General features: G+C 32.2%; 15 protein-coding genes. 11 read left to right on the top strand and 4 right to left on the bottom strand.

From position 1 onward, the window contains the following. Positions 1-54: 54 nt before the first annotated feature. The 4 genes from GVY01_RS08570 to GVY01_RS08555 all read left to right on the top strand — a co-directional run bounded on the left by GVY01_RS08570 (position 55) and on the right by GVY01_RS08555 (position 3,762). Positions 55-954 carry an ABC transporter ATP-binding protein gene (locus GVY01_RS08570; protein ID WP_017636490.1) on the top strand — a complete coding sequence of 300 codons (900 nt, stop codon included), beginning with the start codon at positions 55-57 and terminating at the stop codon, positions 952-954. Continuing rightward, positions 947-2,179 (top strand): ABC transporter permease, encoded by a 1,233-nt coding sequence (locus tag GVY01_RS08565; protein ID WP_017636489.1) that lies wholly within the window; start codon positions 947-949, stop codon positions 2,177-2,179. Before GVY01_RS08570 ends, GVY01_RS08565 begins: the two co-directional genes overlap by 8 nt. 215 nt (positions 2,180-2,394) lie before the next feature. Then, the gene (locus GVY01_RS08560) at positions 2,395-2,721 is read left to right on the top strand and encodes a YnfA family protein (protein WP_017636488.1); all 327 of its coding nucleotides are present in this window, start codon (positions 2,395-2,397) and stop codon (positions 2,719-2,721) included. 30 nt (positions 2,722-2,751) lie between these two features. Continuing rightward, positions 2,752-3,762 (top strand): aldose epimerase family protein, encoded by a 1,011-nt coding sequence (locus GVY01_RS08555; RefSeq protein ID WP_017636487.1) that lies wholly within the window; start codon positions 2,752-2,754, stop codon positions 3,760-3,762. A 72-nt stretch (positions 3,763-3,834) separates the two neighbouring features. Here GVY01_RS08555 and GVY01_RS08550 read toward each other — a convergent pair whose 3' ends face one another. Next, positions 3,835-4,494, bottom strand: a complete 660-nt coding sequence (locus GVY01_RS08550; RefSeq protein WP_017636486.1) for an MOSC domain-containing protein — start codon at positions 4,492-4,494, stop codon at positions 3,835-3,837. Positions 4,495-4,662: 168 nt separating this feature from the next. Here GVY01_RS08550 and GVY01_RS08545 point away from each other — a divergent pair, with 168 nt between their 5' ends. After that, a complete protein-coding gene (locus tag GVY01_RS08545; RefSeq protein ID WP_017636485.1) occupies positions 4,663-5,352 on the top strand; it encodes a ribose 5-phosphate isomerase A in 690 nt (229 codons plus the stop codon). A gap of 85 nt (positions 5,353-5,437) precedes the next feature. Here GVY01_RS08545 and GVY01_RS08540 read toward each other — a convergent pair whose 3' ends face one another. Then, a complete protein-coding gene (locus GVY01_RS08540) occupies positions 5,438-6,577 on the bottom strand; it encodes an FAD-dependent oxidoreductase (RefSeq protein ID WP_017636484.1) in 1,140 nt (379 codons plus the stop codon). Between the two features lie 126 nt (positions 6,578-6,703). After that, positions 6,704-7,819: a CPBP family intramembrane glutamic endopeptidase gene (locus GVY01_RS08535; RefSeq protein WP_017636483.1), complete on the bottom strand. Its 1,116-nt coding sequence runs from the start codon at positions 7,817-7,819 to the stop codon at positions 6,704-6,706. Positions 7,820-8,054: 235 nt separating this feature from the next. On the opposite strand from GVY01_RS08535, the gene hutG reads away from it, so the two are divergent. Further along, on the top strand, positions 8,055-8,990 hold the full coding sequence (gene hutG, locus GVY01_RS08530) for a formimidoylglutamase (protein ID WP_017636482.1): 936 nt from the start codon (positions 8,055-8,057) through the stop codon (positions 8,988-8,990). Here the strand turns inward: hutG and GVY01_RS08525 are convergent. Then, positions 8,985-9,854, bottom strand: coding sequence for a LysR family transcriptional regulator (locus tag GVY01_RS08525; protein WP_017636481.1), 870 nt, complete (start codon positions 9,852-9,854; stop codon positions 8,985-8,987). The genes hutG and GVY01_RS08525 overlap by 6 nt on opposite strands. Before the next feature lie 212 nt (positions 9,855-10,066). On the opposite strand from GVY01_RS08525, the gene hutU reads away from it, so the two are divergent. From hutU to GVY01_RS08500, 5 genes are all read left to right on the top strand, one after another. Then, a complete protein-coding gene (gene hutU / locus GVY01_RS08520; RefSeq protein WP_017636480.1) occupies positions 10,067-11,728 on the top strand; it encodes a urocanate hydratase in 1,662 nt (553 codons plus the stop codon). Next, positions 11,728-12,963, top strand: coding sequence for an imidazolonepropionase (gene hutI / locus GVY01_RS08515; protein WP_017636479.1), 1,236 nt, complete (start codon positions 11,728-11,730; stop codon positions 12,961-12,963). Before hutU ends, hutI begins: the two co-directional genes overlap by 1 nt. 136 nt (positions 12,964-13,099) lie before the next feature. Then, positions 13,100-14,281, top strand: a complete 1,182-nt coding sequence (locus GVY01_RS08510; RefSeq protein WP_017636478.1) for a SulP family inorganic anion transporter — start codon at positions 13,100-13,102, stop codon at positions 14,279-14,281. Beyond that, positions 14,274-15,395 (top strand): amidohydrolase, encoded by a 1,122-nt coding sequence (locus GVY01_RS08505; protein WP_017636477.1) that lies wholly within the window; start codon positions 14,274-14,276, stop codon positions 15,393-15,395. The genes GVY01_RS08510 and GVY01_RS08505 overlap by 8 nt, the downstream gene beginning before the upstream one ends. Before the next feature lie 149 nt (positions 15,396-15,544). Then, positions 15,545-16,426, top strand: a complete 882-nt coding sequence (locus tag GVY01_RS08500; RefSeq protein WP_017636476.1) for an SDR family oxidoreductase — start codon at positions 15,545-15,547, stop codon at positions 16,424-16,426. The last annotated feature ends 249 nt before the right edge of the window (positions 16,427-16,675 follow it).

Here is a 16,675-nt window from a genome sequence, read left to right as displayed (position 1 = left end):
AGTTTATTAATGTTATATTTATGTAGAATTAAGTCATTAATTTGGGAGGTAACCATGTCATTAAATATTGAACACGTGACAAAGAAATTTAATCAATTTACAGCAGTTAATGATATATCGATTGAACTTGAGAAAGGAAAAATGCTTGGGTTTTTAGGACGTAATGGTGCTGGCAAAACAACTACATTTAGAATGATTTTAGGATTAAGTGAACCAACAGAAGGTCACATTACATATGAGGGACATACAATAGATAAGTCGATGTACAATCGTATAGGTTATTTACCAGAAGAGCGGGGTTTGCATTCAAAAATGACTGTTGAAGACGAATTAACTTATCTTACTACTTTGAAGGGTATGTCTAAAAAAGCTATTAAGAAAAATATAGATTATTGGTTAAATCGATTTGCAATTACTGAAAATCGTCATAAACGTATTGATTCACTTTCCAAAGGTAACCAACAAAAAATTCAGTTATTAGCAAGTATGATTCATCAACCTGAATTACTTATTTTAGATGAACCTTTTAGTGGATTAGATCCAGTCAATGTTGAACTACTAAAAGAAGCGGTCAAAGATTTAAATAACCAAGGTTCGACGATTATTTATAGTTCACATCGTATGGAGCATGTCGAGGAATTATGTGATGATGTATGTATTTTAAATCATGGAGAACTAGTAGTTTCAGGCGATATACAAGAAGTTAAATCTTCTCATGGATATAAACAGGTAATTATCGAAACTAATAAATCAATGCCAGAATTAACAGGCATTCAAGGTGTTATTGATGTAGAAGTGAATAAATATGACATTAAACTAACAATAGAAAATGAGTCTGTAGCTGAATCTATATACAATCAAGTTATAACACATGGTTATGTGCGTCGCTTTCAAGTGTTAGAACCATCACTGAAAGATATCTTTATTGATAAGGTAGGTGATCTTCATGAATAAATTCTGGGCTACATTTGGATTAACATATAAAAGTAAGGTGAAATCTAAATCCTTTATGATATTTATGGTTATTGTCATTATTTTGATGGTAGCTTTATCAAATGCTGACAAAATTATAGATATGTTCAAAGGTGATGATGACCATATAGGTGTCGTAACCAATAATGAACCATTATATAAAGCAATTAAGCAACAGAGCCATGTGATTGATGAGGAAGCAACGTTTGAAAGAGTGAGTCAAAAAGAAGCGAAATCTCAAGTCAAAAGTGAAAAATTAAAGGAAGCTTATATCATCAAAATGGATAAAGACCATCAACTTTCAGCGACCATTTTGAGTAAAGATAACGTTTCACAAGAAAAACAACAAAAAGTGACTGGTTTACTTACAAATCTTCAGTCAAAACTAATAGCATCGAAATTGCATCTTAGCGATAATGATTTAAAAAAATTACAATCTCAAAGTAAAGTAGATAGCCACATCTTATCAGATGATAAAGGACAACAATTAAGTGAAAGCCAAAAAGTATTTAATATGATTCTTGTTTATGCCATTTTAATGCTAATGTTTTTTATTATTTTCAATTATGCAACACAAGTGGCTATGGAAATTGCAACTGAAAAAACATCAAGAGTTATAGAAATGATTATTACGAGTGTGTCTCCGATAACACATATTATGGCTAAGATAACAGGTGTCATAGCAGTAGCGTTTACACAAATAGCTATGATAATTGTGGTTGCAATCATTTGTATATATGCTTTTGATTTAAAGCGTATGCTCAAAGGTTTTGATTTATCAATGAGTGACATATCATGGCAAATTATTATAGTAGGCATTTTAAGTGTGATTATCGGTATATTAACTTATGTTTTATTAGCAGCCATTTTAGGTTCTTTAGCATCCAGAATAGAAGACATTAATCAAACCTTAATGCCTTTAACTTTATTTGCAATGATTGCATTTTATATAGCTATTTTCAGTATATATAAACCTGATATTTTATTGGCTAAAATTACAAGCTTTATTCCATTTTTAGCCCCATTTGAAATGTTGGTGCGCGCTCAATCGACGGAATTACAAATTTGGGAAATTGTATTAAGTATGTTGATTTCATTAGTAGTTATGGTGATCTTGTTATGGATTGCTATTAAAACATACAAAGATTCAGTTTTAACATTTGAAAAAGGTCTTATTAACTCAATTAAAAAAGTAATGAAAAAATAAATAAAAGAGGGGGAAGAGTGTTAATGTCATTTTGAAAAAGCTTACATAACATTCTTCCTCTTTAAATTGTAATTATCTATGGAATATTAGGTGAAAAAGTGTAACAATGTGTATGAGTTAGCAAAGAAGTTAATATAAAATAATAACTGATTGATACACATCATCAACCATAATTGATTAATATAACCCCTTATTAGGATGGAGTAGATAGAACGATGTTATATTCAACGATGATTTTTATATTAGCAGGTCTTTGTGAAATAGGAGGCGGCTACTTAATATGGTTATGGCTTAGAGAAGGTCAGCCATCGTGGCTAGGTATTATTGGTGGTATCATACTCATCCTATATGGTGTGATTGCGACGTTACAATCATTTCCAACGTTTGGACGAGTTTATGCCGCATATGGCGGTATATTTATTGTCATGAGCTTAGTATGGTCTATGTTCATTGATAAAAATATGCCAGATAAATACGATGTATTGGGTGCTGTAGTATGTGTAATTGGCGTTTTAATAATGTTATTACCACATAGGGCTTAATAAAACGTGTTTGAAAGGGAGAAATAAGTAATGAATGTTGAAATTGAGCATCAAAGATATGGTGTTGATTTAATTAAAATTGATAATGAAGAAACGAAAATTGTATTTACAAATTTTGGTGCAAGAATAGTATCATGGAAATATCATGATAATAATATTGTACTAGGGAATGTTGTTGAAGCGGACGAATTTTATTTTGATAATCCATTTAAATTTGGAGCGACTATAGGAAGATACGGTGGTCGAATTTCCGATGCTTCGTTCACATTAGATGAAATAAAATACCAATTAGAAGCAAATGATGGTAATCATCATATCCATGGCGGGGGTCACGGGCTAGATACAAAGTTATTTGACTATGAAGTAGTCGAAGAATTGGGACAAGTAAAAATTATTTTTAAGACAACGTTAAAGGAAACAGATGATAATTACCCAGGAAATATGGATGTTAAAGTTACCCATACTTATGATGTCGATCATTGTTGGACAGTTGAATATGAGGCTACATCAACGAAGACAACATTATTTAATCCGATGAATCATGTTTATTTTAATTTGAACAGAGATAATAATGTTATCGATAATCACCGTCTATATAGTTCTGAATTGAATATGTATCAACTTAATGAACAACATTTAATAAATACAGATGAAACACTAGATTTACATCAAATTTTTAATGGTAGTGATATATACTTTAAAGATATATTTGAAAGTAAACATGCTCAACTAGCACAACAAATTGACACTTTTAATGGCTTGGATCATCCATTCAAAGTTGGAGGCCATCAATTATCAATTGATAACGGTGAGTTTCAATTAGATGTAAAAACTGATATGCCAAATTATGTATTATATACATTTAATCAACCAAAAGATTGGAATAGTGATTCTAATATTTATAAGGCACATTCTGGCTTAGCTATTGAATCTCAATTTTTACCAAATGATATTAATATGTATGGTGAAGACGCTTCGTCTATTTTAAAAGCCAATGATACATTTTATTCTCAAACAAGTTATGAAATAAATGAAAAGTAATTATTAAGAGTGAAGCCTACGGTTTTGATTCCATTGGTTTCACTCTTTCTTTATACTTAGAAAGTATTTTAATTATGATGATTTTGTTGCACGTTGGTACATCTTTTCTAATTTTTCATATCTTTTCATTGATAAATATGGATTTTTTAAAGCTTGTGAAATTCTCTTAGTATTTTTTCTATCATTATAATAAATATCATTTAATTCTTGAACCGATAATTGAGTCTTCGGGTCTGCTTCTTTAATTAATTCTAAATGATGATTTTGACTGACAAATCCTTCTTTAATTACGCGACAATAAAATCCTGTTTTTCCTGATTTAGACATGCGCTTCACTAAATTGGGTAAACCATATTTTGCTTGTATTTTCCAACAAGGTTCTCTGATTTCCGATACTTCTATAATTGCTTCACCCAAACGATATTGATTACCAAAATAAACTTCATTTTCATCTAAATTTTTAATAGTTAAGTTTTCCCCAAACATTGCATAATCAGGCAGTTTTTCTAAATCATCTTTATACATGTCATAGTTTGATTTACTAAAGCAACAGACTGCTTTATCAGGTCCACCGTGGTCTTTATAGGCTTGTTCATCATCAACAAAACCTAGTTTAGATAACCACATATCTCCTTCGAAAGGGCGCTTATTAATAGCTGATTGCATTGGTTTTGAGTCTTTATATTGTAGCGATTCTATTTTCCCAGTTGAAATAGCGTAAACAGGTATCATTTCTATTCTCCCTCTTAAAGTATTTAAATGATAGTTTACTATATCTCAAGACTTTTATGTAAAATTTTAAAATATATTAAAAATTAAACGATAAATAAGGTATGTTAAATCAAAAAAGTCATGTAAAATAGGAAATGTAAACGATTTAGAAAAGAGGCTCATGACGTAATGAATGATGTAAAACAACTTAAAATGATGACATTGAATGATGTTTTGAATCAAATTGAAGACGGTATGACACTAGGAATTGGTACAGGTAGTACAATTGAATTGTTAGTGCCTAAAATAGCACAACTTGTTGAAGAAAAGAATTACGACATCAAAGGTGTTTGTACTTCAAATAAGACTGCTTTTTTAGCTAAAGAACTAAATATTGAAATTGTTGATGTAAATGATGTTGAAAAAATTGATTTAGCTATTGATGGGGCAGATGAAGTCGATCCAAACCTCAACTTAATTAAAGGCGGTGGCGGTGCCTTATTTAGAGAAAAGGTCATTGATGAAATGGCAGACCGTTTTGTCGTTATTGCTGATGAAAATAAAGTAGTCAATTATTTAGGAGAAACATTTAAATTACCAGTAGAAGTAGATAAATTTAATTGGTATCAGGTTGCTAGAAAAATAGAAACGATTGAGGGAGTAATCGTGCAACGACGTGTTACTGAAGATGTGCCTGTAACTACAGACAATGGTAACTATATTTTAGACTGTGCTTTACCAAAAGGTGTTGACCCTTATGAAATGCATGAGTTTTTAATACATCTTACGGGTGTGCTAGAAACAGGTTATTTCCTTGATATTACTGACGAAGCCATTATAGGCACACAACAAGGTGTTAAAAAGATGTACCGTCAATAATAAAATTTTTACTTTTATATTATATAGATAATAGCCTTAAGGTGTTTGTTAGAACATCTTAAGGCTCTTTTTCTAAATTTTATTCTTATTGAGCACTTTTGAATAAATCAACTAAACTTTGAGGACTATTCTCTCCAAGACAAATATCTAATAATTCATGAGATTCTTTTGCTTCGGCTTCACTTCTTGGGAACATTTTTGCTTCATATAATTCGATTGCTTTATCAAAATTATTACTATGTTCAGCTATCAATTCAGCTAACTCAGCTCCATCTAACATGGCTAAATTAGCACCCTCCCCAGAAGGAGCCATTAGGTGTGCAGCATCACCAATTAAAGTAACCCCTGATTGACGTTCCCAACGATGTGTATCAGGTAACGCATTAATTTTACGAGGTGTAATTGAACTATTCGCTTCAGTAATTAAGGCAGTTACTTCTGGTGACCAACCTTCAAATTCTGCAGCAATTGTTTTTGTCGCTATTTCACCATTTGCAAAGTCTATACTATCGATCCATTCACTATCACATTTCATTTGTACATATGTGTGAAGGATGTCTCCAGCTTCTCTGTGTGCAACAATACCTTTATTAGGTGATAAAGCATACATTGCACCTTTACCTACTTTTTGAGCAGTCTCAGGATATTGATTATCTACATCATATAGATACGTTTCAATAAATGTATAACCAGAATAATGTGGCTTAATATCTGTTAAGATGTTTCGAACTTTAGACCAAGCACCGTCAGCACCAATAAGTTTGTCTGTAGTTACAGATGTCTCATCTCTAAATACCACTTTATATTTCGCATCATCTAATTTTTCAACATGATCCACTTTTTTATTCCAAACAATCATATCTTCTGGTAAAGAATTTATTAATATATCTCTTAAATCACCACGTAATACCTCAGGTCGTCCGTTTGATTCATCATCCGGTAAATCTAAAAGTATGTCACCATTATGGTTAACGATGCGAGAGGCATCAGCGCCTTTTTGTATAATTGATTGGAATTCGTCCAATAAGTTAGCTTTTTCTAAGGCAACTTGTCCATTATATTCATGTATATCTAATTGTCCACCTTGAGTTCTTGCATCACGAGAGGCATCAGATTCATAAACTTTAGCAGGAATACCATTTACATATAGCACTCTAGCTAAAGTCAGCCCACCAATGCCACCACCGATAATTGTAATAGGGTTGTTACTAGCTTTTATATTCATTGTATTACTCCTTTTAAACTCATAGTTATAATTAAATTATTACTGAAAGAGTTTACCCCCAAATATCTATATTTAAAACAAAAAACTCATCCATTCAATAAATTGAATAAGACGAGTTTAATATAATTAGTATTTGTTATTAGGGCTAGAATTTTCAGAGTCCTTGATTTCATCCTGTGCTTCAGATACAACTGATGAACGACGTGATGAACGGCGTGTTTGTTTATAAGAAGTATGTTCTCTTAAATAATCAGAAGAATCATTGTCATGTTCTTGTTCATCATCAATAGACGTTTTAGAATGTTGTTCATTATCAGAGGATTGATCATGTTTACGAGAATCAGATGCGTCATCTTCTTGAATATCATTATGATTATTTTCATTATTAGTTTCACTATCATTAGAATGGTCATTAACGTGATCTAAATAATTATTAGGTTCAACTTCGTCTAAACTTTGTTTTGTCTTTTTATAGAAGATGGCACGTATAATTAAGCTTAAAATAATATAGATTAAACCTACTGCAGTAGTAGCCAATGCGATGACTTTCATAGAGAATAAGTCACCAACTTCTTCACTGAACAAGAATACTAAACCAAATGACATAGCAGCATGGAAAATAGTAGCTATATAAATTGTTCTACCTTTAGTTGCGCGAATCAATTCACCTACAATCATAGAGAATGCGAATGTATATAAGAAATGATAACCAGCAAACTCTATTCCATATGTAGTATTGGCATTGAAGATTGAGTAAATGATACCAACTACGATACTTGCAAAGAAAGTATTCATTTTAACTTCTACAATATGTTGTAAATATGAACGAAAACCAAATTCTACTACAAATGCCATAATTAAATGGCCAATTATAATAGCAGTTATTGAAACTGATAAATCTGATGCCTGTAAAAGTATGAAACTATCTGCAAACGTGTTGAAACAGAACATACCTATGATAAATATAAATAAAGGTATGATTAAAGCGAGTAATATACGCTCCACAACTTTAAGGCTCAATGATAGTTTTAAACTCGCCATCTGATCTTTTTTATATCTAAAGACGAGTAGACATATGATTGCAGCGATAAAAGGAGAAAGATCAGTAATATCGAAGACAAATCTTTTTACTCCAATTGCCGATTGAAAATCTCTAAGTATTACGAATAAGGCCATCGTAATGACAAAAAATACGAATATTGTCATTGCCCATTGAAACCCAGAAATTCGATTGTTTTTCATTTTATGTAACCTCCATTACGGAAACAAGCAATTATTATTTTTATTTACAATTATACATGTTATAAGATGTTAGATAAATTGTCTATTTCAATTATCATCAAAATGTAATAGGAATGAATTATAAACGTAATTAAATTTCAGTGAATCGGGAATAAAATAACTACATTGAATAAAAAATAAGCTAAAGTTATACTTAAAATATAATGTTAGTGAATGAAATCAAGGGGGAAGAGCAATGTATCAACAAGCCGAACCAAGCTTATGGACAGGAAGACTTGATAGTGAAACAGATTCTAAACAATTTAGACATTTTCAAACGATTCAATTTAATGATTTAAGAAATGTGGAGTATAGTAATGAACAAAAAGGTGTAGGTATGTTAGGCTATGCCGTTGATAAAGGCGTAGAACTAAATAAAGGTCGAGTTGGAGCTAAAGAAGGCCCTAATGCGATTAAACAATCATTTGCAGGATTACCAGATTTAAATCAATGTGAACAAATTGTTGATTACGGAAATGTAGAGCACGATAACGAACAACTAATTGATACACAAAAAGAATTTGCAGAGTTAGCAGCGAAATCTATTCACAATCACAAACAAACATTTCTTCTAGGTGGCGGCCATGATATTGCTTATGCTCAATATTTAGCTACTAGAAAAGTTTATCCTAATCAATCCATTGGTGTTATTAATATTGATGCCCATTTTGATACACGTGATGAAGGAGAATCAACGTCAGGAACTAGTTTTAGACAGATTCTTGAACAAGATGATAATGCCGACTATATGGTTCTAGGTATATCTCAAGGTGGCAATACACAAGGGTTATTTGACTACGCAGAGGAAAAAGGCATTTCATTTGTTTATGCTGATGAATTGCTACATCAAGTATCCCCACCAATTAAAGATATGATTGAACGCTTTATTCATGATCATGACGTGATTATGTTTACAATTTGTATGGATGTTGTAGATAGTGCCTTTGCACCAGGTGTCAGCGCATCAGCAGTATTAGGTATCTATCCACACACAGTTTTTGAATTAGCTAAACGTATTGTACCAAGTGATAAGGTTAAATCAGTTAGTATCGCAGAAATGAATCCTAAGTATGATCAAGATAATAGAACTGCGAAACTGATTGCTAACTTAGTACACCATTTCTTATTATAAATTCCAATATTCAATACATTGTTCGATGAGAGAAAGTACTTGTTCAGAGTGCTTTCTCTTTTTTAAATAGTTGATATAAATTTTGCGACCTAAATTAGGACGTATTTTAATATAGTCTAAATTACTAGTATTAAACGATTGATAATAAAATCGTGGAATAACAGCATATCCTATACCTAAATGTACAAAATTAGTAGCTGACTCAAAACGATCAGATTCCATAATAATATTAGGATGTATACTCATTCTATTAAAATAATCATCTAAATGTTTACGAACTTGTGAGCTTTTATTAGGTAATATTAAAGGTAGATTATCTAGTTGAATTGTCTTTTGTTTAGGAAAAGCATCTTTAGGTGTTAGTAAAATATAGGATTCTTTGTAAAGTGCAATTGAAGTAATATCTTGGTGCCTAATTTCTTCATTTGTTAAAGCAAAATGCACATCAAAGTTAATAAGTTGCTCAATTGATTGATGTTGATCATGTACCTCATTAATACGATATTGTTGATTTGGATATTGAGTATGATGAGCGTGAATAACATTTGCCATCCATTGGCTTGTTGATTCTAAAATACCAATTTTAATTCTCGGTTCAGATGAAATATTTAAATCATACATCTTTTCTATTGTTGATCGATATTGTTGAACTAATTGTTCCGCATATTTATAGAATTGAATACCTTTTTCGGTTATTTTAATATCCTTTGTTGTGCGCATGAATAAATCATAGCCTAAATCTGATTCCATCTTTTTAATAGCAGCTGTTAAAGAGGGCTGGCTAATATGTAAAAAATTGGCAGCTTTTGTAAAACTATTATATTTAACAACGGCTAAAAAGTACTCTAATTGAATAATTTTCATAAGTCATCTCCAGTTAGTTATAGTTTATATCTATAAATAATTAGTTTATTTATATTTGTTATCTATATTTTAGCATAATATAATGGGCGTGTAAGAACTTAATTTAGTACATGTTCAATAGTCTAAATTATTTGATTATTTAGGTTATTCTATAAGTGTACATATTAAAAACTTTGAATTTATAGATATTATTTCGGATGGGAGAGATAGTAATGAGAGAAATTCATGCAAAAAAAGGTTTAGATATCGAGTGTAAAGGTTGGGAACAAGAAGCGGTATTACGAATGCTTTATAATAATTTAGATCCAGAGGTAGCTGAACATCCTGAAGAACTTGTTGTTTATGGAGGTATCGGTAAAGCGGCACGTAACTGGAAAGCATTTGAAGCAATCGAAAATACATTAAGAGACTTAGAAGCAGATGAAACAATGCTCGTACAATCTGGTAAACCAGTAGCAGTATTTAAAACTCATGAAGAAGCACCACGTGTGTTAATCTCAAATTCAGTTTTAGTACCTAAATGGGCAAACTGGGATCACTTCCATGAATTAGATAAAAAAGGTTTAATTATGTATGGACAAATGACTGCAGGTAGTTGGATTTATATTGGTTCACAAGGTATTGTTCAAGGAACATATGAAACTTTCGCAGAACTTGGTAACCAAGAATATAACAGTGATTTAACAGGTACAGTAACATTAACTGCAGGATTAGGCGGTATGGGCGGTGCTCAACCTCTTGCTGTAACAATGAATAATGGTGTGGCAATTTGTGTTGAAGTAGATGAAACTCGCGTTGATAAACGTGTAGAAACAAAATACTGTGATATAAAAACTAAAGATTTAGATGAAGCATTAAAATTAGCTGAAGATGCTAGACAAAAAGGGGAAGCTTTATCAATCGGTCTAGTTGGTAATGCAGTAGATTTACACAAAGCTATTTTAGACAAAGGATTCAAAATTGATATCATTACTGACCAAACAAGTGCACATGACCCATTAAATGGTTATGTACCTCAAGGTTATTCAGTAGAAGAAGCTAAACAATTACGTAAAGAAGATCCTAAGAAATACGTTGAATTATCTAAAGACTCAATGGCTAAACATGTAGAATTAATGTTAGAATTCCAAAAACAAGGTGCAGTAGCATTTGACTATGGTAATAATATCCGTCAAGTTGCTTACGACAATGGTGTAGAAAATGCATTTAACTTCCCAGGATTTGTGCCAGCATACATTAGACCATTATTCTGTGAAGGTAAAGGACCATTCCGTTTTGCTGCATTAAGTGGAGATCCAAAAGATATCGAACGTGCAGATGAAGAAATGAGAAAATTATTCCCAGACAATGAAAAATTAATTCGTTGGTTAGATTTAGCTGAAGAAAAAATTGCTTATCAAGGCTTACCATCAAGAATTGCTTGGTTAGGCTATGAAGAACGTGCGAAAATGGGATTAGCACTAAACAAATTAGTTCGTGACGGTGAAATTTCAGCACCAATCGTTATCGGTCGAGATCACTTAGATTCAGGTTCAGTAGCTAGTCCAAACCGTGAAACAGAAGGTATGAGAGATGGCAGTGACGCAGTTGGTGACTGGGCGGTATTAAATGCCTTAATTAACACTGCAGCTGGTGGTTCTTGGATTTCATTCCATCACGGTGGCGGTGTAGGTATGGGTTATTCTCTACACGCTGGTATGGTTGTTGTAGCTGATGGTTCAGAACGTGCAGATCGTCGTTTAGGACGTGTATTAACTACAGATCCGGGTATGGGAGTAGTGAGACACGCAGATGCTGGTTATGATATCGCAATTCAAACTGCGAAAGACAAAGGCATCAAAATTCCTATGATCGATGAAACGGAGGATAAATAATGAATGATTTAATTATTCAAAATATCAAAGAACTTATTTTACCAAAATCTACTGATCGTCCATTAAAAGGTGCAGAACTTGATGAATTAGATGTTATTGAAAATGGTACAGTTGTAGTAAAAGATGGAAAGATTGTTTATTCTGGCCCTTATACAGATAAATATGAAGCAGAACAAATCATAGATGCTACTGGTAAAGTAGTATCTCCATCCTTAATTGATGCACATACGCATTTAATATTCGGTGGCTCAAGAGAGCACGAAATGTCACTTAAACGTCAAGGGAAATCTTATTTAGAAATATTAGAATCTGGCGGTGGCATTCTTTCAACAGTAAAAGCTACACGTGAAATTAGCGAAGATGACTTATTCAAAAAAGCAGAACATGACTTATTAACTATGGTTCAACATGGTGTATTAGGTGTTGAAAGTAAAAGTGGTTATGGTTTAGATAAAGAAAATGAACTTAAACAATTAAGAGTATCTAATCGTTTAGCTGAGAAATATGGATTAGATATGAAACATACTTTCTTAGGACCACATGCAGTACCTGAGGAAGCAGAATCAAATGAAGCATTCTTAAATGAAATGATTGAATTACTTCCAGAAGTTAAGGAATATGCTGATTTTGCAGATATCTTCTGTGAAACAGGTGTATTCTCAGTTGAAGAATCTAGACATTATATGCAAAAAGCTAAAGAAGCAGGATTCAAAGTGAAAATTCATGCTGATGAAATAGACCCATTAGGTGGCTTAGAATTAGCAATTGATGAAAATGCCATTTCTGCAGATCACCTTGTTGCTTCAAGCGCTGAAGGTAAAGCAAAATTAAAAAACAGTGATACAGTAGCAGTACTATTACCAGCTACAACATTTTATTTAGATAAAAATGAATATGCTGATGCAAGAGGCATGTTAGATAATAACGGTGCAATTGCTATTGCAACGGATTACAATCCAGGTAGTAGTGTAACGAATAACTTACAATTAGCTATGGCGATTGCTGCATTAAAATTAAAACTATCTCCAAATGAAGTTTGGAATGCTGTTACAGTTAATGCAGCAAAAGCGATTGATTTAGATGCAGGTACAATTAATGAAGGTGACAAAGCCAATATCGTTATTTGGAATGCACCTAACCACGAATATATTCCTTATCACTTTGGTATTAACCATGCACAAAAAGTTATCAAAGATGGTAGAGTCATTGTTGATAACGAATTTTCATTAGATTAATTCATTCATAATTTAACCATGTGGAACCGTGTCGATATGAAGACACGGTTCTTTTTATATATAAGAGAAAAAATGTACATTTATTAGAATAGTTTGACAATTGTGTTAACATGAATTTATAAGGAGTTGGCTACACATGATGTTGGTACGAACGCAATACTTAAAACAATGGCAAGGCCAATATCGACAAAACATACTTTCCGGTATTTTAATGGGGTTAGCTTTATTACCTGTAACTATAGCATTTTCTTTTATTGTTCATGTTCCACCTTCAATTGGATTAATGAGTTGTGGGTTAATGATGTGCTTAATGAGTATACTGGGAAAAAGAATTGCAATGGTTTCAGGTCCAAGTAGTGGCATATCTATTATAGGTGCACCTTTAGTTAATCAATATGGCACACATTATTTATTTTTAGCAACAATAATGATGGGTGTCCTTTTAATTATATATAGCTTTTGTCATATAGATAAATTACTTAATTATATCCCTAAAACTGTTGTCATTGGCTTTATGAATGCATTGGGGATATTACTATTAACTACTCAAATTAAATATATATTCGGTGTATCATTATCTACATATATCGTTGCGTGTTTAACCTTTATAGTGATTTATCTATCTGGAAAATGGATTCAAACCATACCTGCACCATTAGTAGCTATTATCATCATTACGTTATTAACGACAATGATTCACCCACATTTACAGTATGTTCACGATTTAGCTAATATTAAATTTAAAATGCCACAATTAACATCCCTAAATTCATCAATGACAATTTTTGATTGGTTGATTATATTTAAGTATGCATTTACGATGTCAGTGATTGCAGTCATTCAAACTAATTTAACTGCGAATATGATGGATGCAATCAGTAACACAACATCTAATAAAGATAAAGAAATAAGAGGACAAGGAATTTCTAACATTATCGTAGGTATTGTCGGTGGTTATGGTTCTAGTGGGTTAGTAGGACAATCTAAATTTAATTATAAAATGGGCGCAACAACTCGGCTATCTACATTAATGACTGGTATTTTATTAGTATTATGTATGGTGTTATTAGGGCCAATAGTTGGTTTAATTCCAATGGTAGTGCTAGCTGTTGTATTAGTAACAGTTTCTCTTAATACATTCGATAGACGTACAGTGAGTCATATTAAAGAAGCGCCGATTATGCATAGTAGTATTATGTTATTAACTATCATACTTATTCTTATGACTAATAATTTAGCTATAGGTGTAATAGTGGGCACGATTATTTATTATATTATATTTTATCTCTTTAAGAAGGGTGATGTTACAAATGACTAATTATACTGATTATGTGAATTGGAGAAGGACTTTTCACCAATTTCCGGAACTATCAGAAAAGGAATATGAAACGACACAACGACTTAAACGTATTTTAGAAGCACACGACATTACCATATTAGATTTACCATTAGATACTGGATTAGTTGCTGAAGTAGGTCAAGGCGAGCAATTAATAGCTGTCAGAACAGACATAGATGCGCTACCAATTAATGAACAAGTAGAACATGAATTTACTTCTACTAATGAAGGCGTTATGCACGCTTGTGGTCATGATATACATATGGCTAGTATTTTAGGTGTGGCAACTCAATTAAAAGCACAAGAAAATGAATTAAACGGACGTGTAAGAATTATATTTCAACCTGCTGAAGAATTAGGTTATGGTGCTCGAAAAATAGTTAAAACAGGAGCATTAGATGGAGTCAAAGCGGTCTTAGGCTTTCATAATTATCCTACAATGGATATAGGCGAATTTGCTATTAAAAAAGGAGCAATTACTTCTGCTGTCGACCGATTTGAATTTAAAATTAAAGGTAAAGGGGCACATGCTGCTAAACCTGAACAAGGAAATGATCCAACTGTAGCATTAGGACAGCTTATCAATAGTCTACAAACAATTGTAAGTAGAAATTTATCTGCGTTTGATAGCGCAGTTGTTACTATTGGAGAAATTTCATGTGGGAATACATGGAACGTTATTGCAGATCATGCATATGTACAAGGAACTGTGCGATCATTTAAACCTGAACATCGAGATTATATTGAACAAAGAATGAAAGATATAGCGAGTGGCCTAGCGAAGACATTTAATATAGAAGTAGAATGCCAATATACTAGATTGCCTGGTACTGTTATTAATGATGATCAGTTAACAGAGACCGCAATTGAAGTGGCAGAAACAGTTGGTTATAATGTTTCAATTATGGACTTGCCACTGACAATCGGAGAAGATTTCTCAGGCTACACTGAAAGTTATCCTGGTGTATTTGCATTTATTGGTTCAAACAGTGAATATGATTTACATCATCCTCTATTTGATCCGGATGAACGTATATTGGAAAAGGTTCCTTCATATTTTGTAGAGTTAGTTAAAAAATTACTAAATCAATAAAATTAACACAGTTGCTATTGTATTTTAAAAAGAAATCAATAGTAACTGTGTTTTTTATTAAATTAAATTTTAGAAAAATTAAAAATGATTAGAGAGTAGATATACTTGGGTATAAACAGAACATATAGATATTAGGAGATGATTTTGAAATGTCAGCACAAGATCCAAGAAATAAATTTAAAACAACTGAATATGAAAAACAAGAACAATCACTCCCTGGTTTGCAAAGTGATTTAACACCAGAGCCAGATTGTGGTGAAACATCATATATAGGTCATGACAGATTAAAAGGATTTAAAGTGTTAGTCACAGGTGGCGACTCAGCTATTGGACGTGCAGCAGCTATAGCCTATGCTAAAGAAGGTGCAGATGTCGCAATTAATTATCTTCCAAGTGAAGAGAAAGATGCACAAGAAGTTAAACACGTCATTGAAGAAGCAGGACAACAAGCAGTGCTTATCCCTGGTGATGTTAGAAATGAACAATTTAACTATGACATGGTCGCAGAAGCCTATGAACAATTAGGTGGATTGGATAATGTAACTTTAGTGGCAGGTCATCAACAATATCATGATGACATTAAAGGATTTGATACACAATCATTCGCAGAAACATTTGAAACTAACGTATACCCAATCTTTTGGACAGTTCAAAAAGCACTTGATTATTTACAACCAGGTGCATCAATTACTACAACATCATCTGTACAAGGATATAATCCAAGCCCAATATTACACGACTATGCCGCTTCAAAAGCAGCGATTATTTCACTAACTAAAAGTTTATCTGAAGAACTTGGTCCTAAAGGTATCCGAGTTAACTGCGTCGCACCTGGTCCATTCTGGTCTCCATTACAAATTACAGGAGGCCAACCACAATCTAATATTCCTGAATTTGGTCAACAAACCCCATTAGGTAGAGCAGGTCAACCAGTTGAATTATCTGGTACTTATGTTTTACTAGCTGCAGAAGAATCTAGTTATACAACTGGACAAGTATTTGGTGTCACAGGCGGCATTCAAATAGATTAGAAATTTTAAATGGATAATTGAAATTTAAGTCGATAAAGCTAAGATGCTTTATCGACTTTTTTATGTTTAACATATAGTTTAAATTAAATAAATTCAAAATGAATTTGGAAATTAAATGCGAATAATGTATAATTACAATACAAAATAAATAATAAAATTATGTAAAGTGCTTTAACTTTAATTACAGTAATCAGAAATAATAGGGGAAAGTGATTAGTTAGTTGTATAAATATCTTTTAAATATAAAGG

Origin of the sequence: Staphylococcus sp. 8AQ (assembly GCF_902506595.1) — a bacterium.
GTDB lineage: Bacteria > Bacillota > Bacilli > Staphylococcales > Staphylococcaceae > Staphylococcus > Staphylococcus pasteuri.
The sequence above is the reverse complement of the archived record's forward strand: the minus strand, read 5'-3'. Positions and strand labels throughout refer to the sequence as shown.